The sequence below is a fragment of the Spirosoma areae genome (assembly GCF_054781775.1).
Window position 1 is genome coordinate 148,135 of the sequence record NZ_BAAGTT010000040.1, and the last position, 23,753, is coordinate 171,887.

A 23,753-nucleotide genomic window follows, 5' to 3' on the forward strand; every position below is an offset into this window, starting at 1 on the left:
CCAGAAAGTCGAAACAACTTGTTCGGTTCGTAGTTCCATAAGGGCAATGTGTTACACAATAACCAATCACCTATCATGAATTCGGAAACAGGAAAAACCGCCCTGATTACCGGTGCCTCCAGTGGCATTGGCCAGGAACTCGCCAAACTCTTTGCACAGGATGGCTATAATTTGGTCGTCGTTGGCCGCAGCGACGAGAAGTTAGAGAGGCTCGGCGATGTGTTTAAAAGCAACTACGGCACTCAGCAGGTTACGGTTATCAGCAAAGATTTGTCGGAGGAAGATGCCGCCCTGGATGTTTATAACCAGGTGAAGGCAAAAGGCATAACGGTCGATGTGCTGGTTAACGATGCAGGCGTTGGGTTGTATGGCCTGTTTGGCACCGATACCGACTGGGAGCGGGAAAAAGCCATGATTCACCTCAATGTGCTGGCATTGACCCAACTAACGAAGTTGTATTTGTATGACATGCTGGCGCGTAATGACGGAAAAATCCTCAATTTAGCCTCGCTGCTCTCCATCACACCGACCCCCCTGATGGCGGTTTATGCCGGCACGAAGGCTTACGTGTATAATTTCACCCAGTCGCTGGTTAACGAACTGAAAGATACCAACGTAACCATTACGGCCCTGCTTCCCAACGCCACCGACACGGACTTCTTCAATAAAGCGGGTGCCGAAAACACAAAGGTGACCGATGAGGTGCAGGACCCGGTCATGGTGGCAAAAGCGGGCTATGATGCCCTCATGGCCGGCAAGTCTAAAGTTATTCCGGGGGGACTGAAGAACAAGTCTTACGAGGTAATGGCGTATGTAGCTCCGCAGGAAGCATTAGCGGCACTGATGCGCGATAAAATGGCGCAAAAGCCTGATCCGGAAGCCCAAAAAGAACCTTTGATTCCGCTGGCCTGGGGCATTGGGTTTGGCATTGCCGTAATTGCCGGAATTGCTCTGACCATTGGCTATAAAAACACCAGTGATTTTCAGAAAGCCCGCTACCGCTACAAAGCCAAATCGGCAGGCAATACCATCTCTGATGCCTTATCGTCAGCCGTAGACACGGTGGTTGAGACAGTCGTCGAGTCATTTCAGCAGACAAAGGCGAAAGCCAAAAAACTGGTGGATAACGCAGTTGAGCTTGAGGAGGAAGTAGTTGCCTAATTTGATTGACAGGATTACAGGATTGAGTTATAAAACCTTGTCAATCCTGTGATCCTGTCGAAAAATATACACCATGAAGAATTCATCGTTCTGGCGCATTGCCACGGCGGTTTTTGCCATTGGCAGCATCATTTATACCACAACATCGAGCAGCCGCTCCCGACAGCAAAGTAAGAAACGTCAAGAGGCTAGTCCGAGTGGTTCAGAATACGAATACGACGTACCAGTCGAGTACCAGAATGTATTCGAGAAAAACCTGATTGTTCCGGCGGGCTGGGCGTTTGGGGTAGTCTGGTCAACGGTGTACTCAGGGTTGGCCGCGCTGTCTGTGCATCAGGCCCTACCCGCACAGGCCTCTAATCCGCGCTACCAGAAAGCGCTGCCCTGGTGGTGGACCAGTTGGGCACTCAACGCCATTTTTGGGCGGTTCTTCTCACAAAATGACCCACAAAGCGTTGTTATTTCTGACCTCACCACCAAGTTCAATTTGCTGGCTGCCCTGGCCCTGCACCAGAGCCTGGAAATTGGCAAAACGGATGTTCCCACGCCCGAAAAGTACCTCCGAATTCCGGTGAGTTTGTATGCCGGATGGCTCACCGCTGCCACGGTCGTTGGTACGCCGAACACGCTGCTTACGCTGGGCGCATGGGAACCTGACCAGGAGCGCGACGAACTTATAGCTGCGGGTATTTTGAGTGCCACAGCCGGGGCGGGGTACTTCATTGCCCATCGGCTCAATGACCCCTGGTATATGCTGCCCTTCGTGGCCGGTTTTGGCGGAATCGCCACCCGCCAATGGGGAAAGCAGCCCGTTATTGGCCGGACAGCCGCTGCTTTAGCCGCTGCCTATGCCGGTTTACTGGCCTACTGGCTCCCAAAAGGCAAATTCCGCGATTATAACCCGGTTGTTGTTCAGGATGTGGAAGCCGAGGTAGTGGCTGGACAGCTTGAAACCGAAGAGCCGCATCAGGCCGAAATTGCGCGGGAACGTATGAAACCGGTTGAAGCGGAACGGTTGGATTAAATGGTTTAGCCTAAGTTTTGGCGTCAGGCAGGCTAACGGATGCATCCGTTAGCCTGCTTTTTTTATGCAGATAGCTGACTATAAGGTTCGTAAGCTCACCTGTTCATTCTAAGAAGAGCAAATTTTCCCAAAAATGAAGACTTCCTGATGCAATTATCGTCTTACTAACCAGCATTGTCTCTTACTAATGCAACTGCAATGATTTCAATGAAAAATAGAATTGGTATAGTAGTAAATAAATAATTGAAGTTTTTATGCCACATTTAACTATTTTTTTCGCATGTTAGTATTAATTTAGCCCAATCTTTCAAACCGTAAAGTCTATGAAATGACTTTACAAAAATCAATTTTACTAATTCAAATTTTACACTTTATGAAAAAGCACAAGAAACCGTCTGTTGTAGTTCCATCTAAAAAAACGTACAAAACCCCGAAGATCAACGCGTTAGGCAGCGTCCAAAAGCTGACGCTGAAAGGCGGGTCTAACATGGATGGCATGGGAACTTTCGGTGGTTAATCCTACATGCGTTATGTGCAAGAGCCTGTCTTTTTAAGAAACACCCTTTAAGGATTTAGCATACTCCACTTATGAAAGCATTATACAACTATTTAATTGCCACGTTTTTATTAGGCGCAGGCATACAGGCAAACGCCCAGCCAATTGTTGCCAGATGGGATTTTGAAAATCCGGCTTCTTCAGGTATGAATCCCAGCACGGCTGTTACCACTTCAGCAACAGGTATAATAGCCTCCAACGTCATAGCAGTAGGCGTTGTCAACGCTGGCGTTACGAACCCCGGCAGCAATGGAAGTGGCCCTGATTATACTAATTATGGCTTCTCAGCAAATGGGTGGCCCACCCAGCCAGCTATGGGTACCGGCAGTTTAGACCCCGGCAAATACTATGAATACACCATCACAGCACAACCTGGCTGCACAATAAATGTAGCGGCATTTCAAATCAACTATCGGGGCGATAATGATCAGCCGGGTGAAAATTCTTCGGGTTTTTACGAAGTCCGTAGCAGCTATGATATGTATGCCACCAGTTTAAATCGGGGGGCGTTTGGCCCGGTTACCTCATTTGATGGCAATTTCAATGGAGGAACGTTTACCGCCACCACTAATCCCACGCAGCTTGGTACGACAATGATGCCGCTAATAGAAACGACCCGGTCATTCCGCGTGTATTATTACAACCTGCCCAGTGCTACAAGCGTCGTGCGAATGGACATCGTAAGAATAGGTGCTTATATAAGTTGCCCGATGCCGGTCGAGTTTACGTCCTTCGAGGGCAAAGCCTCCGTAAACCGGGTGCAGCTAAGCTGGGCAACAAGCTGGGAGCGCAACGCCGACCGTTTTGAAGTGGAGCGCAGCCAAAACGCAACCGAGTTTGGGGCCATCGGCCAGGTGAGGGCGGCAGGCGATGCTACTGCAAAGCAGGCCTATGGCTTTACTGATGAGCAGGCCCTAACCGGCGTGAATTATTACCGGCTGCGGCAGGTCGACCGCGATGGCAGCGTTCAGTATTCTAAAATTATTGCCGTTACCACCCGCCCCGAGGCTCCGGCCATTGCCGTACTGGGCAACCCCACTGAGGGCGGGCGAATCAACCTGCAATTGTTTAATCTGGAAGCAGCTAAACTTCAGATCACCGACATGCAGGGCCGTTCGGTAGCCTTCCGCATGACGGAATCAGCCGGGGGCTTAGTTACGCTGGAACCAGCCAGCCCGCTCAGCAGCGGCATGTATCTGGTTGGAGCAGCTAAAGTGCCTGCTATCAAGATCGTAGTGCAGTAATTTTTCGTCATTCCTCGGAATGCCAAAATCAGGCTATCAACAAATAAGCGCATCCGGCTATAGTCTGGTGCGCTTATTTGTTGATAGCCACTCGCTTCGCGCCCGTTCATGCCCGTTTTTCATTACCTCATCCAATTTCTGTTGGTTGGCCAAACTGGTTTTGGGTAGTTTACCGTCTAAATCCTCTTCCATGAACCCTGCCATCGACACTACCTCATCGCTGCCCACAGCGGAACCAGACAATACCGTCCGCATTCAGGTAGTCGACGCCCTGCGCGGATTTGCGTTACTGGGCATTTTACTCGTCCATGTATCGGTTTGGTTCGATGGAGGGCCACTACCGGGTTCTGTCTATCAGATCAATAACGAGGGCGTGGCCAATACGGTCGTCCAGACAATTCTGGGCGTCTTTTTCAGTGGTAAATTTTATACCTTCTTCTCGTTTCTTTTTGGGCTGAGTTTCGCCCTCATGCTTACCCGATCAACCGAGTCGGGGGGTGCATTTCTGCGTCGGTTTGCCCGGCGGCTACTGATTTTGGGGGCCATTGGTTTCCTGCATAATCTGCACTGGCGGGGCGACATTCTGGGTATTTTTGCGATGCTGGGGTTTGTGATGCTGCTATTTCGCAATGCCCCGATCCGGTGGGTACTGGTTGTGGCGATGTTGCTCATCCTGAATTTACCGGTTCGGGTGCGCGATGCTTACACCAGTTTCTTTGTTACCCCACCAACCAAAGCGCAAAACGACCAGCGACAAAAGGCGTTCGATACAGTCGTGACTGCTAATTATCAGGTAATCAAACACGGCAATTATGGCGAAGTAGCCCTCCTTAACCTGCGCGAGCTGAAGACCAAAATGGAGTTTCAGTTCGACAGTGGTCGTATTTACATCACGCTGGGCTTTTTTCTGCTGGGGCTGTATGCCGGTCGCCGACGGCTGTTTCAGCACCTCGTCCAACACCGGTCTTTATTCCGAAAAGTTACGCGTTTCTCCGGCTTTGCGGTACTGGGAATCATTATTCTCTTCGCCATAGCTATTTCCATCTTTGGCGCTAATTCGCAGCCACCGAAAGCGATTGAAGTCATTTTTTCATTCCTCTTTGATGTGGGTAATGGCCTGCTGACCGTGTTTTACATTACCGGTCTGACGTTGCTCTTCTCCCGAATTTCCTGGCAGCGGGTTGTCCCTCCGTTTGTAGCGGTTGGTAAAATGGCCCTGACGAATTACGTGCTTCAATCGGTGTTTGGGACACTCATTTTTTACGGATACGGACTGGGGCGAATCGGTGAAATCAGTTCGGCAGTTGCCGTTACGCTAACGATCCCGATTTTCGTTGGGCAGATACTCTTGAGCCGTTGGTGGTTATCACGCTTTCAGTATGGTCCGCTGGAATGGCTCTGGCGTTCGCTAACGTTTGGAAAGGCGCAACCGATGCGGGTATAAAGTCTATAGTTTTCAGTCATTTTGGCGCAGCAAATCATAGGCCGGGGTAGTTTTCAGTCAAAATGTCTGAAAAACTACTCCGGCCTATGATTTGTTAATGAGTAATCAGGGCCGCCCGCGCGGTATAATGAATACTACCCGACCAGTTCGAGCATACAGTATGCATTTCCCATTAACCATTATCCATTCCTGACCACTCATGGACTTTAAGAATTACACCATTAAAGCACAGGAGGTCGTACAGAAGGCATCGGAGATTGCCCTCGGAAACGGCCAGCAAGCCATAGAAACGGGGCATCTGCTCCAGGCTATCCTGTCGGAAGACGAGAATGTCGTCGGCTTTGTTGCCAAAAAAATTGGCGTTAATCTACAAAATACCAGTGCTGCCTTAGCGGCTATACTGACCACCTATCCCAAAGTTTCGGGCGGAAACGGCAGTGTATACCTCAGCAACGATACTGCCGCTGCCTTAGCCAAAGCCAGTAGCCACACTAAAGAATTCGGCGACGAATTTGTGAGCGTTGAACTGATGCTGCTGGGTCTAATGAGCGGCAAAGATCAGATCGCCACGTTACTAAAAGACGCCGGTTTCAGGGAGAAACAAACCAAAGCGGCCATCAACGAACTTAGAAAAGGAAACCCGGTGAAAGACCAGAGCGCAGAAGCGAAATATCAATCTTTAGAACGGTTCAGCGTTAACCTGAACGAACGCGCCCGAACCGGCAAAATCGACCCGGTGATTGGCCGCGATGATGAAATCCGGCGGGTGCTGCAGATTCTGAGCCGCCGAACCAAAAACAACCCGATTTTGCTTGGCGAACCAGGCGTTGGCAAAACCGCCATTATTGAAGGACTTGCCCAGCGTATCGTATCGGGCGACGTTCCCGAAAATCTGAAAACCAAAACCATCGTCTCGCTCGATATGGGTTTGCTCATTGCGGGTGCCAAGTACAAAGGCGAGTTTGAGGAACGTCTGAAAGCGGTTATTAAAGAAGTGACCGACTCCGACGGGCAGATTATTCTGTTCATCGACGAGATCCATACGCTCGTGGGTGCAGGCGCCGGTGGCGAAGGTGCCATGGATGCCGCTAACCTGCTGAAACCAGCGCTGTCGCGGGGTGAACTGCACACAATTGGCGCCACGACGCTGAAAGAGTACCAGAAATACATTGAGAAAGATAAAGCACTCGAACGCCGTTTCCAGGCCGTCCTGGTTGATGAGCCGGACATGGCCGACGCCATTTCGATTCTGCGCGGCATCAAGGAAAAATACGAACTCCACCACGGCGTTCGCATTAAAGACGACGCGGTCATTGCCGCTGTCGAACTCTCAACGCGCTACATTACCGACCGTTTCCTGCCCGACAAAGCCATCGACCTGATGGACGAAGCAGCCGCTAAACTTCGGCTGGAGATGGACTCCGTGCCCGAAGAACTCGATGAATTGAACCGGCGCATCATGCAGTTGGAAATTGAGCGGGAAGCCATTCGGCGCGAAAACGACAAAGAGAAAGAAACGTCGCTGAGCAGGCAGATTGCTGACCTCAGCGAAGATCGTAATGAGCTGAAAGCCAGGTGGGAAACTGAAAAAGCATCGGTCAACGAAGGCCGCACGCTGAAGGAGCAGCTTGACAGGCTGCGCCTGGAGGCTGAACAGGCTGAACGCGCGGGTGACTACGGCAAAGTAGCCGAAATTCGCTACGGGCGCATTCCCGAACTTGAAACGAAGCTGAATGGATTGCAGGGAGCAGGGAGCCAGGAGCAGGGCAACACCGCGCTCCATGCCCCACGCACCTTGCTACAGGAAGAAGTGACCGCCGAGGACATCGCCGAAGTAGTTGCTAAATGGACCGGCATTCCGGTGCAGAAAATGCTGCAAAGCGACCGCGAGAAACTGCTCAATTTGGAGAAAGAACTCGGTAAGCGCGTCGCCGGCCAAGCCGAAGCGATTGAAGTGGTGGCCGATGCCGTGCGCCGGAGCCGGGCCGGAATGCAGGACCCCAAACGGCCCATTGGCTCGTTTATTTTCCTCGGAACCACGGGCGTTGGCAAAACCGAAGTGGCCCGGACGCTGGCCGAATACCTGTTCAATGACGAAAACGCGATGGTCCGCATCGACATGTCGGAGTATCAGGAACGCCATGCCGTGAGCCGACTCATTGGCGCTCCTCCGGGCTACGTGGGCTACGACGAAGGCGGTCAATTGACCGAATCTGTGCGCCGGAAACCCTACTCGGTGGTGTTGCTCGATGAAATCGAAAAAGCCCACCCCGACGTCTGGAACATTCTGCTGCAGGTGCTCGACGAAGGCCGCCTAACCGACAACAAAGGCCGTGTGGCGAACTTCAAGAACACGATTATCATCATGACTTCGAACATCGGCAGCCACCTGATTCAGGAAAAATTTGCCGAAGATGAAGGCTGGAACCATTCGTTGGTGCTGGCAGAAGCCAAGTCGGCAGTAATGGAGTTGCTGCGGCAAACCATCCGCCCTGAATTCCTGAACCGGATTGACGAGATCGTGATGTTTGAGCCGTTGACGAAGGCCAACATTCGTAAGATTGTGGACATTCAGTTCCGTCAAATCAAACAACGTCTGGCCGAAAACGGCATTCAACTCGACGCCACCGACGAAGCCCTGACCAAGCTCGGCGAAGAAGGTTTCGACCCGCAGTTTGGTGCCCGCCCGCTGAAGCGTGTGTTGCAACGCCGGGTGCTGAACGAACTGTCGAAGAGTATCCTATCCGGCGAGGTCAAAAAAGACTCTGTCGTGCTGATGGAGTTGACCGACGACGGGGAGATTGCCTTCACGAATTTAGACGCCGAAATTGAATTGTAATCAGGAGATTTGAGAAGCCCGGTTGCTGCGAAGTGGCCGGGCTTCTACTTAACTACCCTACCGCCCCAGCCGTCCTGTTGGGCGTGCTTAGGACAATAGGTAGAAGTACCAGTCAGGCTTACAAATACCCCGATATAACCCGAAAACCTATCTCCATCGCGTAGAGACCAAACAATATGAAAGCAACTGGTTTGGTCTCTACGCGACGGAAAGGATGGGGCTTTAGGCTACGTGTAATAGAATTGACTCGGTATTCCCGCTACGCAACGAGAGAATAGAGAAGAAAACTTACCCTGTTGATAATAACTCATATTTATCCAAATAACCTTTATCTTCACAAAAAACCAAGAAAATCATGATTGCTGATAAACTAAGCTCACTTCAGTTAGAACTCCTAAAGATCTATTCATTCCAGCCTTCTGATGAGGATTTGCAGGCAGTTAAGAAACTACTGGCAGCGTATTTTTCCAACAAATTAGTTGACAAAGTGGCCGAAACTGTTGAGAGAAAAAATATCTCGCAGGACGATTTAGATCGCTGGTTAAATGAGTAGACTGCGTCTCATTCTGGATACCAATGTGTTTTTAGTTTCGCTGGCTACACAATACAAATACTACTGGATTTATGAGTGTATCCTGCAAGATAAGTTTGACTTGTGTCTGTCAACTGAAATCCTGCTGGAATATGAAGAAATTATTCAGCAACGCTACGGATTGACGGCCACTGATGCCAAACTGAGTTATCTGCTCTTGCTACCCAACGTTCACATAATTGAACCTTCATACCGCTGGAATCTTGTTGAAAACGATAAAGATGACAACAAATTTGTTGACTGCTTCGTAGCTGCAAACGCTGACTACATTATCGGAAATGACCGTCATTTCAATGGATTAAATGACATTGGCTTCCCTCCAATACGGGTTTTAAATTATAAAGAGTTCGAGTCAATGTATAAGAAATCATTGGTAGGTATTGAATCGTGAACCATTTAGCATAACCCCTACTCCACTATACAGCTCTACCGCGCCAGTCCATCCTGTCGGGCGCGATCACGCACACGCTGAGCACGGCTCTTGCTGTCGGTTTGAGTGGAGAGAATCGACGTGACCCGGTCGAACGTGGAGAGACAGTCTACCACCGTTCCAATTTAGCGCCAGATTCGCGGGTAGTTCAGCCCGGATATAGCCATCAACCCAAACTGATTTTCGCCCGAATTTGGCTGACGGCGAATCGTTTGGCATTTTTGCTTTCTGAATAAATACCTTTCCTTAAAAAGTCAATAGCCAGCCTACTACATGAACCAGCAATCACGGAGAAATTTTGTCAAAAACAGTGTAGCAGCCGGGTTAGGTGCCAGCCTGCCCGCCATCGAATCAGCCCCGAAAGATATGTTTGTCCACCACGTCCTTTTTTACCTGAAAAACGCCGACAGTGAAGCTGACACAGCTAAACTGCTGGAAGGTTTAACTAAATTAGCGAAAGTTCCGAGCATCAAACTGGTACACATTGGCACACCCGCAGCCACCAACCGGGCTGTCATTGAGCGGACATATGCCTACTCATGGCTATGCTTCTTCGATAGCCCTGCCGATGAAGAAAGCTACCAGAAGCACCCCATCCACGATGAGTTTCGGAATAACTATGCTCATCTGTGGGAGAAAGTAGTTATCTACGATTCGGTTGGACCAAAGCGGTAAACTCAGTGCAGAGCAGGGTGCACGGAGCGGGGAGGACCCAGGCATCAGGCATACCCTGCACCCCTCCTGTCCACCCCTGCTCCTTTTTCCTCGCTCCGTGCACCCTGCTCCGTACTGAGTTTACCGCGCGTGAACGAAATAAAAACACCGGTCAAAACTAAACCGGCCATCGTCAGGTAGGCATAGTGCATGCCAAGCACCTGAGCGGCTGTCGTTTCGGGCATTACGTCATGGGCAAGCGCGTAGCGGTTGCGGGTGCTGTACCATACGGCAGCGGCCAGGGCAATACCGACCACAAACCCCAGGTTACGCATAAAGGCAATCATGCTGCTGGCAATACCACGCTGGGCTAATGGTGCCGAATTAAGAGCGCTGCTGCTATTGGGCGACTGAAACAACCCAAAGCCCAGACTAACCAGCGAACTTCGCCAGATGACATCCTGCCAATCCCAACGGGCGTCCAGAAAGGAAAAGGCGAAATAGCCGAAGGCGGCAATTAGTAAACCAATACTGGACAACCACCGGGTACTGACCCGGCTGGAAAGATAGCCTCCCAATGGGGCAACGATACTGAGCGTTAAAGGTCCGGCTAATAAGACCAAACCTGCCCGTTCAGGGGTTAAGCCCAGTAGTTGCTGCAAAAAGAAGGGAATCACGAACAGGTTGCCCCCGGAGGCAACAAACCCACAAAAAGAAGCCAAAATAGCCGACGTATAGGGTTTTATACGAAATAGACTTAGCTGTAGCATGGGTTCACGAATCCGCATTTCCCAAACAAAGAAAATCAGCAAGACCACTGCGCCAGTTGATAGCAACCCAATAACAAGTGGGTCGTTCCAGCCGTAGCGTGGCTCCGGCCCAAAATCCAGCCCGGTCAGGAAGGCAATCACCCCAACAAGAAACAGCCCTGCTCCTACCAGATCAAAGCGTTGGCCCGTACTTTTTGGGCTGTCGGGCAGAACAGTCCACGCCCGCCAGATGGCTAACGCGCCAATTGGCACGTTTACGAAGAAAATACTCGACCAACCAAATTTACCCAGCAGCAGGCCACCAATAACCGGTCCGGCACTCGCCCCTGCCGCCACCACCGACCCCATCAGCCCAAGTGCCTGGCCTCGCTCCTGGGGCGCAAACGTATCGCCGATGATGGCTGGGCCAACAGCGTAGATCATGGCCGCACCCAGCCCCTGAAGCACTCGAAAACCCACTAATGACCAGAGATTCCAGGCCAGCCCGCAAAGCATCGATCCCAGCACAAACACACAAAAACCCGTGATGTATAACTGTCGGCGGCCCACCCAGTCCGATAGTTTACCCATAATGAGCAACGTACTGGTTGTTGTGAGCAGGTAACACAACACGATCCATTCGACACTATCACCCGCGTTAAGTTCTCGTCGGATAGTTGGCAGCGCAATATTGACAATGCTGCTGTCGAGCGTAGACATGAACGTACCGAACATGATCGTTCCCAGAATAATCCATTTGTTGGGAGCCGACGAGGCCGGCATAGAGACGGGCGGTACTGACACAGAAAAACCAGATTAATTCGGTAACCTAACCGACTGAATAAGGGGGTTGTTCAACTGACAAAGGGCATCAGCTAAGCGAACCTGCCAACGCGAACGACGATTACCTGGCCACCACCCGCACAACATAGGTTCGGATGGTTTGCCCACTTCCCGCCTGATTCATGGGTTTCGTTGAAAAGACAACGTTTGCCGTTCCGGTGGTAACGCCTTTTATCTGAAAAACGGTTGGGCCGGAATTAGTCCGGCTGAGCGTATCGACAGCCGGGGCAAGCTGCCTTCGGGAGACTTCCACCACCTCCTGATTGTCGGACGTACCGATTAATTCCGAGGAACTATCACCGGTATTTGGCAACGAAACCTCTTTAATTTCGCCAACCTCTATTCGCAGCCTTTTTTTTGCTCCAGCGTCCATCTGACCCTGCCGACTACAGGCAACCAGACCAAACAGCAGTCCGGTGAGCAGGAGTTGCTTAGGGAGTTTAACCATTGCGTGCGCGATAGAGGGAACCATAGGCAGGATAACCGTCAGGCTGTAGCAACAGTTTTAAAATTTATTCAGCATTAAACGCTAACTGTCCCTATATGATTGTCGATTTGTTTATACAGGCCAATGCTCCATTCAGCGGGAATTGGCTTGCCGAATCAGTTCTTTTTCTTGCCCAATTGTAAGGTCGTTTTACCGCCAACCACCCGACCATTTTCGTATTGGTAGCTTGAGTTAACCCGTTTTTCGTCGATTTTTTTGACAAGATTAGGCTGCACGGCTGGAGCCTGATTGGGGGCTGGCTTGACCTCAAATCGACTGGGTTGCTGATACTTCGATAAGGAGTTCGCTGGTTTAGCTTTTGTGCTGTCAACAGTTTGAGCTGTAGCCGATACGGCCACAAAAAACGTCAGGATTGTGAGTGCATTTTTCATAGCTTTACCCATTTATGATTGCTAAGTTAGGCATTTGTTCATGAGCTTATTTCGCCTTTCTTCGATAAAAGACAAACCCATTTTCTTCGCCGGTTTTCCGGACGTCGGGCAGTGAATCCAGGAGCGTTGGCTGCGCGCTGGCATGGCGGATAAACAGAACGTCTTTATCAATCCGTCCCCGAAGCAGCCAGTCGTCGTTGTAATAATTCGGGTTCGTAACGGGCGGTTTCTGCGTATAAAAATACGGACCGTAACTGTGGTATCCATAGGTTTTTACATACACATTCTGCCCCTGCGCCCGCTCGAAAAAGCGCATGGCAGCCGCCTGCGAAATACCTTCAATCCGACCGATAAAGAACCAGAGCGTCAGCGTAATAAATACAGCCATACCCACAAAAAGCGTCAGCGAAGCCTGCGCCGGTTCGCGCCGGGTATACCACCGAATTGCCAGGAACAGAACAATCATCAGCCATACGCCCGGCAGCGCCGTCCAGACAGGCCAGTCAATGTTTGCGTTTAAATTGCCCTGTGTGAACGCATCCTGATCGGCAACCGATTTCACTAAATCGATGCGATTCCCCAGCAGAGGCAGGCTACTAATGGCCACAACGAAAATGCCGCCAATAAGAATCAAACCTGCCCGCAACCAGTTGTTAAACCCAATTTTTCGCTCCTCCAACTGCAACAGCGTCAGGGCGGCAAAGTAGGTCAGGGGGAAGTAGCATAGCGATGAATAATGCACAATTTTCGACTGCACAATGCTGAATAGAATCAACACTACCCAGAACAAAATCAGCATCCACCGCCGAAACTCACGCTGGTAATTGCGCTCGATAAACAGCGGCCCAAACGCCCGAATCGCGAAGATAGACGCGGGAAAACAACCCACTAACAAAATGATAAAGTGATAGCCCGGAAATCCCACATGGCCAGCATCGGGCGTGCTGAACAACCGAAAGGTATAGGCCAGGAATTCACGCATCAGGGCTGGCCCGTGCAGGTACACATCCAGCCCATACCAGACCAGCGACACAACCGAAGCGGCCAGCGAAAAGCCCAGAAACTGCAGGGGGGTTACGAACCACCGGAATCGGGTCAACATCCAGTAAACGGCTGCCACTAAGCCCACAATCAGGTACGCAACAGGGCCTTTGGTCAGAATGCCCAGCCCCAGCACAAAGCCACCCAGCAGCAGGTAGGTCCACTCAGTTTTGGGTACGGTCATGGCCCCGCCCAGCCGTTCGCGTTTCCAGGACGCAAAAATCAGATTGACTAACCCAACGAAAATAAACAGGTTAAAAAATGGGTCGATGATGCCGGAACGGAAATACAAATGGGGTGTTACCGACCCCAGATACGCCAGTGCCCACAGCAGCCCGAAGCGGTGACCGTGCAGTTTCTGGCCGAGGTTGTAGAGATACACCAGCGTGATTATACCGCAGATGGCATTGGGCAGCCGGGCCGAAAACGCATTGACGCCAAAGAGATGCATCATCGTGGCCTGAAACCAGAAAAATAAGGGTGGTTTTTCGTAGAACGGCTTAAAATCAATATGAACGTGCAGGTAGTCGCCCAGCGCCATCATCTCGCGGGCGCACTCGGCAAAGTTAATTTCGTCCCAGTCGAACAGCCGGACACCGCCCAGAAACGGGATAAAAAAGAGGACACCCAGCGTGATTAAGACGAGGGAATAGAAAAGTTTTTGATTCATTAATAAAGGAAGTAGTACAAAAAAAGCGACTAACCAGCCGGAAAGAAGCGCAAAAATAGCCTAAAAAAGATTGCCGGGATTCACGATATTCGCGCCGACAAGTTTGACACCGTTTGGCAGTTGAGGCTGGGACTTTGACAAAGTTTTAAACTTTGTCAAAGTCCCAGCCTCAACTGCCAAACGGTTCATCTAAATACAGAAACCACGAATTTCCCATGCTCACTAATCACCGCTTTACCGACCTGCCCGCTTATACTCAATTACAGGCGCACTATAATGACCTGAAGGACTATCATTTACGCGATTTGTTTGCCGAAGACCCACAGCGGTTTGCAACTTTCTCCCGTCGGTTTAACGATATCCTGCTCGACTTCTCCAAGAACCGTATCACGACCGAAACACTGGGGCTGCTGATAAACGCAGCCGAACAGGCCGGGCTGACCGATGCCATTGGCAAGATGTTCTCGGGCGATAAAATCAACCAGACCGAAGACCGCGCGGTGTTGCACATAGCCCTGCGGAATCGCTCGAACGCGCCAATTCTGGTGGATGGGAAAGACATTATGCCCGATGTAAATGCGGTATTGGCCCACATGAAATCATTCACGGAGCGCATCCGGTCGGGCGAGTGGAAAGGGTATACCGGCGAGGCCATTACGGACGTGGTGAACATCGGTATTGGCGGGTCCGACCTCGGGCCGGTCATGGTGACGGAAGCCCTGAAACCGTATGCCGACGATAAAAAACTACGCGTGCATTTCGTCTCGAACGTCGATGGGGTGCATATCTACGAAACCCTGCAAACGGTCCGGCCCGAAACCACGCTGTTTCTGATTGCGTCGAAGACATTCACCACGCAGGAAACCATGACCAACGCCCAAACGGCCCGGCAGTGGTTTCTGGACGCGGCCACCGATGAAGCCGCCATTGCCAAACACTTTGCGGCCCTCTCGACCAACAAAAAAGACGTTGAGAAATTCGGCATCGACCCCGCCAATATGTTTGGTTTCTGGGATTGGGTTGGCGGTCGGTATTCGCTCTGGTCGGCCATTGGGCTGTCGATTGCGCTCTATATCGGCTTCGATAAATTTGAGGAACTGCTGGACGGCGCTCACGCGATGGATACTCATTTCCGCGACGCGCCACTCGACCAGAATTTGCCCGTCATTCTGGGGCTGCTGGGCATTTGGTACAACAATTTTTTCGGGGCGCAAACCCAGGCCATTTTGCCCTACGACCAGTATATGCACCGGTTTGCGGCTTATTTTCAACAGGGCGATATGGAAAGCAACGGCAAATCGGTTGACCGCGCTGGGAATCCGGTCGATTATCAGACCGGCCCGATTATCTGGGGCGAACCCGGCACCAATGGCCAACACGCCTTTTATCAGCTCATTCACCAGGGAACCAAACTAATTCCGTGCGATTTTCTGGCCCCGGCCATCAGCCAGCGACCCATTGGCGAACACCATAAAATCCTGATGGCCAACTATTTTGCTCAGACAGAGGCCCTGATGAACGGAAAAACCGAAGCCGAAGCGGCTGAAGAATTACGCAAAGCAGGCAAAAGCGAGGAAGAAATAAAGGCATTGGCACCATTCAAACAGTTTTCGGGCAACCGGCCAACCAATTCCATTCTGTTCAAAAAATTAACGCCCCACACGCTGGGTAGTTTGCTGGCGCTATACGAGCATAAAATCTTTACGCAGGGCGTCATCTGGGATATTTTCAGCTTCGATCAGTGGGGCGTTGAATTGGGCAAACAATTGGCCAGCCGTATCCTGCCCGAACTACAGGACGATGCGGCCGTTCGCTCACACGACAGTTCGACAAATGGGTTGATGACCGCGTTTAAGACGATGCGAAACGGGTAAACATCGAACGCAGATTTTTAGGATTCTTATGATTTTATCGCTGTAAATCATAAGAATCCTAAAAATCTGCGTTCCATACTTAAGCTGAAGATCGAAATAGTCTAAAACAATACCGGCTAATGGTCTGTTAGAAAGGGTGTAATCGAATAGGATTGCACTTTTTTTGTTTAACTCAACATAGATTATGAAAACTCAACTCTCCCTATTGGCAATATGCCTCTATGGTGTTGGCATTGCGAACGCCCAGACAACGACTCCGTCTTCAACGACAACGAATCCAGCGTACACCTCGCCGGTTACAACCGACAGTACTAATTCGGCTAACACTGGCACGATGTCGAACAGCAGTTCACTGAACAGCAGCAATTCTTCGACTAATAGCGTAGCCTCGCCGACCTATGGCACAACGACCAGTACGTATAGCACCACCGACCAACCTACTCGCGTTAAGAATACGAAGGATTACAAAAACTTTGTGTTTGGTATTTATGCGGGCCTGAACACAACCAAGTTTAAAGGGGAAAGCGTTAATACGAGTGGCAATTTATCGGGCCGATTAGGCTATCAGGCGGGTATTTTTGTGCGGGGTGGCAAGCGCTTATTCGGGCAGTTCGGGGCTGAATACTTTGCGTCAAGCTCAAACTACTTTACCAGGGGCGATGGCCAGAGCGCAACGAGTATTCAGGATCAGATCGATATTCAGTATATACAATTCCCGTTGTACATCGGCTACAAACTGCTGGAGTCAGACCGGGGCATTTCGGCCATTCGACTACAGGGCGGGCTTGAGTATGCCAATCGGATTAGCTCAAGCAGTGGGAAATTTAACCTGACCAACAGTGAAATCAAGAGCGGCACCTTCAATGCGTTAGGCCAGGTAGGGTTCGATATTGGTGCTTTTCTAATCGATCTGACCTATCATCATGGCCTGAGCGATTCAATCAAAAACCCGGTTAGTGGGAGCACGACGACGACAGGTTTTGCGGGATCACAGCGTCGGGTATTTAGTGCCAGCATAGGCTTTAAATTCTAAGCGCTCGCTATCATTATGGTTAAGCCGCCCTACCGTAGGGCGGCTTTTTTTACGGTTCATTTTTTCAGATAAGCTAACCAACGGCTGTTACCCAAACATTCACGACTTACGAACGGTTTAGAGGAATGAATACTCAACAGGATAGATTATGAAAACGTTAACAAAAACAGCATTCTTAGTAGCCAGTATTTGCAGCACAGGCTTTGTGTGCGGTCAGCAGAACTCCTACGACGACCGGAATGACCGCGATAGTCGGTCGATGCGCCGGGACGAACGCAGAGATGAGCGACGGATGGAGGATCGCCTTGACGAACGGCGCGATTTTAACCGCCGAAACGACGAAGAGCAACGCTACAACAATCGCTACGAAGAACGGAGCGGTTCTAATCGCCAGTATGATGAACGCGACCTGAGCAAAGCCTACGATGAAGGTTTTGAAGATGGCCAGCGCAGCCGGGAAGTTACCGAACGGAAAGAGCGCCGGGAAAACTACAAAAACTTCACGTTTGGCATTTATGGGGGAGCCAACGCAACCCGTTTTGAAGGCGAAACGACCCAGGGTGAGAAGCTAAGTGGCCGCTTAGGCTATCAGTTGGGCTTTTTTGTACGGGGCGGTGGCCGCATCTACGGTCAGCTTGGCGCCGAATACTTAACCTCAAGCTCTGAACTGTCGCGGGTGGGCGACGGCACCACAACGGGCGCCAGCGACATCATCGGCAACATCGACCAGCAGTACATTCACGTACCGGCCTACATTGGGGTCAAGCTGTCGCAATCGGAACGGGGTGTTTCGGGCGTTCGGCTGGCGTTTGGCGCCGAATATGCCGCCCCCATTGGCGTTGGCACCAACAAACTCGACCTTAAACAGGCTGATTTTAAATCCGCAACCGTCAACGGCCTGATCAACTTAGGGTTCGATGCAGGCCCGTTGATGCTTGGCTTTGTTTATCACCACGGCTTTGCCGATGTCGTTGAAGGCACCAGCAATACCAAACGCCGGATTTTAAGCGTGAACGTGGGGGTGAAATTTTAAAAATACCGGGCCGCCGAAGGGGTCGTAAGTTATTAAGTCGATAGTCGTAAGTTTGTCAATAAGTCGAATGCTGGTTTACCGAGCCACTACCGACTATTGACTGACCGACTATCGACTTTTTTATGAATACTCTCTTCCCTATTTTCGTCAAGGCTGAGAACCTGCACACGCTCGTGGTGGGCGGGGGTTATGTGGGTTTGGAGAAACTGACGGCCCTGCTCAGCAACTCGCCGGAGGCCCGCATTACGCTCGTAGCTCCCGACATTCGCGACGAAATCCGGGAACTTGCCCGGCGGCATCCCAAGCTGCAGTTAATTCAGGAGCCGTATCACGACATCTATCTCTCCGACAAAGACGTAGTGATTGCCGGCACCAACGACAAGGCGGTTAACCGGCAGGTACAAACCGACTGCAAACGCCAGCGAATTCTGGTAAATGTAGCCGACACACCCGACCTGTGCGATTTCTACCTGAGTTCAGTCGTGAAGAAAGGTGACCTGAAAATTGCCATTTCCACGAATGGAAAATCGCCCACGTTTGCCAAACGATTCCGTGAAGTACTGGAAGAAATTCTGCCCGATTCGTTGCAGGAAACCCTCGATAACCTGACGGCCATCCGCAATCAGCTTAAAGGTGATTTTGTGCAGAAAATGGAGAAACTAAACGAGATTACGAAGGTGTTGCGATAGGCTCAATCGCAGGTAGTTCTCATAGATTTGAAAGAAAAAGTTAACTTGCTCAACGAATCTGTAACGCAGACAGAAGTATGATTTATCAATTAGAAATTGATGACCGCGACGAAACGGCTAAGGCTGTTCTGGCATTTATCCGACAGATGGCCGAATCTAACAAAGCCATAAAGCCTCCTGTTGCTCTCGCTTATACAAATCAGCCGGGCTTAACTGAACGTCCGTTTGGGACAATGAAAGGTAGTTTTAAGCTATCTCCCGACTTCAATGAACCATTGGATGAGATTACCAGGATGTTGCGGTAGGACATGAACATCCTCGCTATCTCCGGTAGCCTGCGGGCTGCATCGACCAACACCCTGCTCCTGCACGCTGCCGCCAAACTGGCTCCTGCCAACGTAGCCGTCACCTTTTACGAAGGCTTAGACGATCTGCCGCATTTCAGCCCTGAACGCGACAAAGAAAATACCTCCGAACCCGTCCATACACTCCGCGCCTTGCTTCAGGAAGCGGACGCTGTGCTGATCTGCACGCCCGAATACATTCACGGAATGCCGGGCGTGCTGAAAAACATGCTGGACTGGCTTGCGTCATCGGGTGAGTTTGTCGATAAGCCGGTGGGTGTGCTCAGTTCCAGTCCGTCAGACATGGGCGGCTCACGGGCGCACGCATCGCTATCGCACACGCTGCGCGTATTGACCGCCCAACTACCCGAACAGGCCTCCTTAATTGTCCCGTTCATTCGGACACGGCTCGCGGCTGACGGGCGCGTAACCGACCCGGTTTTGATTCAGGAATTGCAGGGAGTGATTGATGCGCTGGTGCAGGCGGTTCAGGAAAACGTACATCTCAAATCCCCAACTCCACCGCCGGGTCCCAGAGCAGTTTCTTAAAATCAACCACCCGGTCGTTCTCTACATGAACGCCCTCGTCTTCCAGCAGTTGCTGCATGATTGTTGGACCGCCAAAGAAGTGCTTGCCCGACAACACACCCACGCTGTTGACAACCCGGTGGGCGGGCACGTCGGGGCGGTTGTGGCAGCCGTTCATGGCCCAGCCAACCATACGTGCGCCTGCCCGCAGGCTCAGGTAGCGGGCAATGGTACCGTAGGTGGTCACGCGACCCTTTGGCACCAAGCGCACCACTTCGTACACCTCCTCGAAATAATCCCGTTGCTCCATGTTAAATGAAGAGGTTGTGACACGGCCCTTTTACCTGATTCCCTTCTCTTCAATAGCCGTTGTTAACTTCCCGTACCACTCTTCGCCATAGGCACGGATAAGGGCTTCCCGCACAAATTTGTAAATGGGCACATTCAACTGTTCGCCGAAGCCACAGGCAGGGCTGCAAATGGGCCAACGGTCGTAGTTGAGCGCATGGAAGGCTTCATATTTGGTAACGCGAATGGGATACAAATGGCAGGAAATGGGTTTTTTCCAGTCAACTTTACCGTCGTTACAGGCTTCTTCGATGCCGCATTTCAGAATGCCCCGGTCATCCCAGGTGGCGTAGACGCACTCCCGACCGCCAACGGTATTAGTCACAAAGCCCCCGTTGCCATCGGATTCATAGCCGCCTTTTTGCTCGATAACCCGAATGCCTTCGGGCGAGAGGTACGGTTTAATGTCGTCGTAAATGCGGTCCAGAATGGCCGGTTCGTCACCTTCCAGTGGTGCGCCCATATCGCCCTCGACGCAGCAGGCTCCTTTGCATTTATCTAAGTTGCAGACAAAGAATTTTTCGGCAACGTCGTCGCTGATGCAGGTATTGTCAATCAGAATCATATCTCTTTAATGTAAAATGAACAATGTATACTGGAACAGAAAAGCCGCTTATACGTCATCCATTGTTCATTTTACACTGTACATTAATTTTTAAGAATCTTAATTCTCTGGCCCAGTTTAACGCCAACGTCGGTCAGGTTATTCCACTCCTGAATCTGCTCGATGCTGACGCCGTAAATTTGAGAAATACGAAACATCGTTTCGCCCTTCGCAACGGTATGGTACGTTACCGCTGATGGCAGTACTGATGCGGACGAAGTTTTAGCCGTGCCCGATACGGATGGCTGTACCAGCCGCCCGCCGGGTGTGAGTTTCACTGCCAGCTTCTGGCCAACTTCAAGTTTGTCGTTCGTAGTCAGATTATTCAGCGACAGCAGTTCATCGACCGTCAGGCCGTAGAGTTTCGAGACACTGTAATACGTCTGGCCTGGCTCAACCGTGTGCGTTGTTGCCGACCGATTCACCGAGACGGGCGTTGTTGACGGACGTGTTGCAACCGAAACAGAAGGCGTTTCCGATTTCGGCTCCGGGTTCGTCGTGACGGGCGGGACGGGGCGAGATTCGGTTCTTGTCATGGACGAGGCTGCCGGACGAGAAGACGGTTTCGTTGTCGGAGTGGTCGCTGCGGGAACCGTCAATGACCCATCAGCCTGCTGCTCAAGTGGCCCCTCGTTCTTGCCCGTTTCGGGACGGCCCATGTCGATCTCAGCCTCAACAGTTCGCTTAGGCCGCTGTGTGCCCGCGTAAGTGTCGGTTGGTTTCGGTTTCGGGACTGTCGCCACTGGGTTATCGGCGGGGGTCGACCGTTCGGGGGTCGTTGCTACCGGCACCTCTTTTGTTGGCTGCGATGCATCCGGCGTTCTAACAATCACCACGCGCTGCGACCCATCGGTATTGTCGGTTCGGTTGGCAGGCGCTGGTGCCGGGCGATTGACCGACATTGTCGGAGTGGTTGTTGGCTGAATCGACGGACGCCCTGGCTCTGACCGTTGGGGCGCAGCCGGTTCCGACGTACCATCGTTTGGGGTAACGCCCCCGCCCACCAGTTTGGGCTGATACAACTTTCGCTCCGACGCATTGCGGGGAATACCATCGGTGCCGGTTACGGGCCGGGATGGGTTACCAGCCACGCTGGCAACCTCCGTCCGGGTAGGGGGCGTTGGTGTCTGGTCATAAACGGGAGCCGTTGGCGAGTTGATAATCTCGACCGGCTTATTGCTGGGACGGCGTTCGCGGAGCCACATCACCCGACCCGTTGCTAATTTCTGCACCCGGTCTAAGCGGTTATAGCTCATCAATTTCTTGAGCCGGATACCGTAACGCTGCGAAATACTGCGGGCGGTTTCGTCTTCCCGAACGGTATGGAATGGCACAAGGGCTTTTTTACGCTTCTTGGCTAAGTAATACACATCGTTGGCGAGAACCGGGTCGCGGTCGCTCATGTCGTTATAACGCAGGAAACTCGACAGGCTGATTTTCGATTTTCGGGCCAGCGATGCGGCATTATCGCCCGCCTGTGCCTGAATACCCGGTAACCCATTAATCTCATACAGAACGGGGTCATTTTTGCTGCTCAGACCGCTTGTCACTCGCCGAAGCACCGGAAAACCAACGTCATTCTGCACGAAGTCGGGTGTTTTTTTCGAGCTGACGCTAACGATCTTTTGCCGAACATCATTGATTTGATCACTCACGACCGGCACCGCCATCACGTAGGGTTTGTCCATCGGCACGGCTTCGCCCAGGACCCACCGGTTGTATTTGCGAAGCTCGAATTCATCGACATTTAATTCCTCGGCAATCGTTTTTAAGCTTTTTCCTCCGCCGTTTGGGTAGTCGATCAAGGCAAAGCGATTGCTTGTCTGGTGAAATTTCAAGGCGCTTTCAATAGCCACTTTATGGGCAAAGAACCGGAGAATGTAGCGGTCGGTACGGCCATCGAGGGCCACTTCACGGGCATACGACCAGTCGGGCGGAATGAGTTTGGCAATGCCGCCCGCGCCGAGGTAGTACGAATACAGGGAGGCTATCCAGTTGTTGAACTGTGCATTGCTCTTTTTGAGGTACTTAGCGGCTCCATGCGTCGATGCGCTGATGCTCTTGCGCTCGTCAATTTCCTCGTCGACGCGCATACCATGATCGACGGCCGTTTCGCGTTTGAATTGCCAATACCCAACGGCGGTTGAGGACGACACCGCATCGGGCGTGAGCGAGCTTTCCTGAACGGCGAGGTATTTAAAGTCGGTCGGCACGTCCTCATCGATCAGGATGGCCTCGATTATCGGGAAATAAAGAACGACCCGGTCGAGTTTGGCCAGCCAGTATTGTCGGTTGGCGAGCAGGGCGTTCACATCCTGCTGCACAATACGCCGGGCGTCGGGGTCTAAGCGAACCGAAATGTCGGCAAAAGCCACCTGCTCTGGCACAACCGGCACAGACGTTTGGGCCGACACGACTACAGTGGTTAAGGCAAAGAAAAGGGTTAGGCAATAAGCTTGTTTATTCATGGATTATACTTCGTAAATCGTACATCAATTCCGTTTTCGTACCAGCATTATCCCGTCTCGCACGGGCAGCAACACGTTCTCCACACGCGGATCGTTCTGTACTTTCTGGTTAAACGCCAGCACGGCGGGCGTATCCAGGTCAGCCGGTTTCACTGACTCAATAACCTTGCCACTCCATAACACATTGTCTGTCAGGATGAAACCACCCGGTCGCAGCGTATCAAAAATCAAATCGAAATACACCGACAGATTGCGTTTATCGGCATCGATAAACACCAAATCAAACGTTTCGTCGAGGGTAGGAATTATATCGGTGGCCATGCCGATCCGAAAATCAATCTGTTCGTTCAGTGGAGATTGCTGCCAGTATGAACGGGCAAAGTCTTCGAGTTCCTCATTGTAGTCGATGGTAATTAGTTTGCCATCGTCGGTCAGCCCTTCGGCTAAGCAAAGGGCCGAATAACCGGTATAGGTACCAATTTCGAGAATGCGCCGGGGGCGAATCATCCAGGAAATCATGGACAGCAGTCGGCCCTGAATATGCCCCGACAGCATTCGGGGAGCCATGATGTGCGCGTGGGTATTCCGATTGAGCCGATGCAGCAACTCACTTTCGGGCGAGGTATGCGCTTCCGCGTAAGCGGTGATGTCGGGAGGCAAAAAATCCATTCGGCTATTCACCTGCACAGGACAGGTAAGGGCTGGT

The 23,753-nt window shown here is 51.4% G+C and carries 22 protein-coding genes; 14 read left to right on the forward strand and 8 right to left on the reverse strand.

Features of this window, described 5'->3' with window-relative positions; genetic code table 11:
* The first annotated feature begins 75 nt into the window (after positions 1 to 75).
* The 8 genes from ACYVI1_RS24140 (at position 76) to ACYVI1_RS24175 (ending at position 9,965) form a co-directional block, all read left to right on the forward strand.
* A complete protein-coding gene (locus ACYVI1_RS24140; RefSeq protein WP_460913416.1) occupies positions 76 to 1,161 on the forward strand; it encodes an SDR family NAD(P)-dependent oxidoreductase in 1,086 nt (361 codons plus the stop codon).
* Between the two features lie 73 nt (positions 1,162 to 1,234).
* Positions 1,235 to 2,185: a TspO/MBR family protein gene (locus ACYVI1_RS24145; protein WP_460913417.1), complete on the forward strand. Its 951-nt coding sequence runs from the start codon at positions 1,235 to 1,237 to the stop codon at positions 2,183 to 2,185.
* 588 nt (positions 2,186 to 2,773) lie between these two features.
* Positions 2,774 to 3,985: a hypothetical protein gene (locus ACYVI1_RS24150; protein WP_460913418.1), complete on the forward strand. Its 1,212-nt coding sequence runs from the start codon at positions 2,774 to 2,776 to the stop codon at positions 3,983 to 3,985.
* A gap of 190 nt (positions 3,986 to 4,175) precedes the next feature.
* Positions 4,176 to 5,429, forward strand: a complete 1,254-nt coding sequence (locus tag ACYVI1_RS24155) for a DUF418 domain-containing protein (protein WP_460913419.1) — start codon at positions 4,176 to 4,178, stop codon at positions 5,427 to 5,429.
* A gap of 199 nt (positions 5,430 to 5,628) precedes the next feature.
* A complete protein-coding gene (gene clpB / locus ACYVI1_RS24160; RefSeq protein WP_460913420.1) occupies positions 5,629 to 8,268 on the forward strand; it encodes an ATP-dependent chaperone ClpB in 2,640 nt (879 codons plus the stop codon).
* A gap of 355 nt (positions 8,269 to 8,623) precedes the next feature.
* Positions 8,624 to 8,821, forward strand: coding sequence for a hypothetical protein (locus tag ACYVI1_RS24165; protein WP_460913421.1), 198 nt, complete (start codon positions 8,624 to 8,626; stop codon positions 8,819 to 8,821).
* On the forward strand, positions 8,814 to 9,251 hold the full coding sequence (locus ACYVI1_RS24170; protein ID WP_460913422.1) for a putative toxin-antitoxin system toxin component, PIN family: 438 nt from the start codon (positions 8,814 to 8,816) through the stop codon (positions 9,249 to 9,251). The genes ACYVI1_RS24165 and ACYVI1_RS24170 overlap by 8 nt, the downstream gene beginning before the upstream one ends.
* A 312-nt stretch (positions 9,252 to 9,563) precedes the next feature.
* Positions 9,564 to 9,965 carry a Dabb family protein gene (locus ACYVI1_RS24175; protein ID WP_460913423.1) on the forward strand — a complete coding sequence of 134 codons (402 nt, stop codon included), beginning with the start codon at positions 9,564 to 9,566 and terminating at the stop codon, positions 9,963 to 9,965.
* 44 nt (positions 9,966 to 10,009) lie between these two features.
* Here ACYVI1_RS24175 and ACYVI1_RS24180 read toward each other — a convergent pair whose 3' ends face one another.
* The 4 genes from ACYVI1_RS24180 to ACYVI1_RS24195 all read right to left on the reverse strand — a co-directional run bounded on the left by ACYVI1_RS24180 (position 10,010) and on the right by ACYVI1_RS24195 (position 14,126).
* Positions 10,010 to 11,476, reverse strand: coding sequence for an MFS transporter (locus ACYVI1_RS24180; protein ID WP_460913424.1), 1,467 nt, complete (start codon positions 11,474 to 11,476; stop codon positions 10,010 to 10,012).
* 121 nt (positions 11,477 to 11,597) lie between these two features.
* The gene (locus ACYVI1_RS24185) at positions 11,598 to 11,984 is read right to left on the reverse strand and encodes a hypothetical protein (RefSeq protein WP_460913425.1); all 387 of its coding nucleotides are present in this window, start codon (positions 11,982 to 11,984) and stop codon (positions 11,598 to 11,600) included.
* 155 nt (positions 11,985 to 12,139) lie between these two features.
* Positions 12,140 to 12,415: a hypothetical protein gene (locus ACYVI1_RS24190; RefSeq protein WP_460913426.1), complete on the reverse strand. Its 276-nt coding sequence runs from the start codon at positions 12,413 to 12,415 to the stop codon at positions 12,140 to 12,142.
* 46 nt (positions 12,416 to 12,461) lie between these two features.
* Complete coding sequence (locus tag ACYVI1_RS24195; protein ID WP_460913427.1) at positions 12,462 to 14,126, reverse strand: ArnT family glycosyltransferase; 1,665 nt, start codon at positions 14,124 to 14,126, stop codon at positions 12,462 to 12,464.
* Between the two features lie 215 nt (positions 14,127 to 14,341).
* Here ACYVI1_RS24195 and pgi point away from each other — a divergent pair, with 215 nt between their 5' ends.
* The 6 genes from pgi (at position 14,342) to ACYVI1_RS24225 (ending at position 19,648) form a co-directional block, all read left to right on the forward strand.
* Complete coding sequence (pgi, locus tag ACYVI1_RS24200; RefSeq protein ID WP_460913428.1) at positions 14,342 to 16,000, forward strand: glucose-6-phosphate isomerase; 1,659 nt, start codon at positions 14,342 to 14,344, stop codon at positions 15,998 to 16,000.
* A gap of 184 nt (positions 16,001 to 16,184) precedes the next feature.
* Positions 16,185 to 17,033: a porin family protein gene (locus tag ACYVI1_RS24205; protein WP_460913429.1), complete on the forward strand. Its 849-nt coding sequence runs from the start codon at positions 16,185 to 16,187 to the stop codon at positions 17,031 to 17,033.
* 148 nt (positions 17,034 to 17,181) lie between these two features.
* Positions 17,182 to 18,066: a hypothetical protein gene (locus ACYVI1_RS24210; RefSeq protein ID WP_460913430.1), complete on the forward strand. Its 885-nt coding sequence runs from the start codon at positions 17,182 to 17,184 to the stop codon at positions 18,064 to 18,066.
* Positions 18,067 to 18,188: 122 nt separating this feature from the next.
* Complete coding sequence (locus tag ACYVI1_RS24215) at positions 18,189 to 18,755, forward strand: precorrin-2 dehydrogenase/sirohydrochlorin ferrochelatase family protein (protein WP_460913431.1); 567 nt, start codon at positions 18,189 to 18,191, stop codon at positions 18,753 to 18,755.
* 77 nt (positions 18,756 to 18,832) lie between these two features.
* Positions 18,833 to 19,060 carry a hypothetical protein gene (locus ACYVI1_RS24220; RefSeq protein ID WP_460913432.1) on the forward strand — a complete coding sequence of 76 codons (228 nt, stop codon included), beginning with the start codon at positions 18,833 to 18,835 and terminating at the stop codon, positions 19,058 to 19,060.
* Positions 19,061 to 19,063: 3 nt separating this feature from the next.
* Positions 19,064 to 19,648, forward strand: a complete 585-nt coding sequence (locus ACYVI1_RS24225; protein ID WP_460913433.1) for an NADPH-dependent FMN reductase — start codon at positions 19,064 to 19,066, stop codon at positions 19,646 to 19,648.
* On the opposite strand, the gene ACYVI1_RS24230 is transcribed toward ACYVI1_RS24225, so the two are convergent.
* The 4 genes from ACYVI1_RS24230 to ACYVI1_RS24245 all read right to left on the reverse strand — a co-directional run bounded on the left by ACYVI1_RS24230 (position 19,605) and on the right by ACYVI1_RS24245 (position 23,716).
* The gene (locus ACYVI1_RS24230) at positions 19,605 to 19,937 is read right to left on the reverse strand and encodes an MGMT family protein (protein ID WP_460913434.1); all 333 of its coding nucleotides are present in this window, start codon (positions 19,935 to 19,937) and stop codon (positions 19,605 to 19,607) included. The two genes, ACYVI1_RS24225 and ACYVI1_RS24230, sit on opposite strands and share 44 nt — an antisense overlap.
* Before the next feature lie 30 nt (positions 19,938 to 19,967).
* Positions 19,968 to 20,540 carry a DUF3109 family protein gene (locus ACYVI1_RS24235; protein WP_460913435.1) on the reverse strand — a complete coding sequence of 191 codons (573 nt, stop codon included), beginning with the start codon at positions 20,538 to 20,540 and terminating at the stop codon, positions 19,968 to 19,970.
* A gap of 83 nt (positions 20,541 to 20,623) precedes the next feature.
* The gene (locus tag ACYVI1_RS24240) at positions 20,624 to 23,047 is read right to left on the reverse strand and encodes a LysM peptidoglycan-binding domain-containing protein (protein WP_460913436.1); all 2,424 of its coding nucleotides are present in this window, start codon (positions 23,045 to 23,047) and stop codon (positions 20,624 to 20,626) included.
* A gap of 24 nt (positions 23,048 to 23,071) precedes the next feature.
* The gene (locus ACYVI1_RS24245) at positions 23,072 to 23,716 is read right to left on the reverse strand and encodes an O-methyltransferase (protein WP_460913437.1); all 645 of its coding nucleotides are present in this window, start codon (positions 23,714 to 23,716) and stop codon (positions 23,072 to 23,074) included.
* Between the last annotated feature and the right edge of the window lie 37 nt (positions 23,717 to 23,753).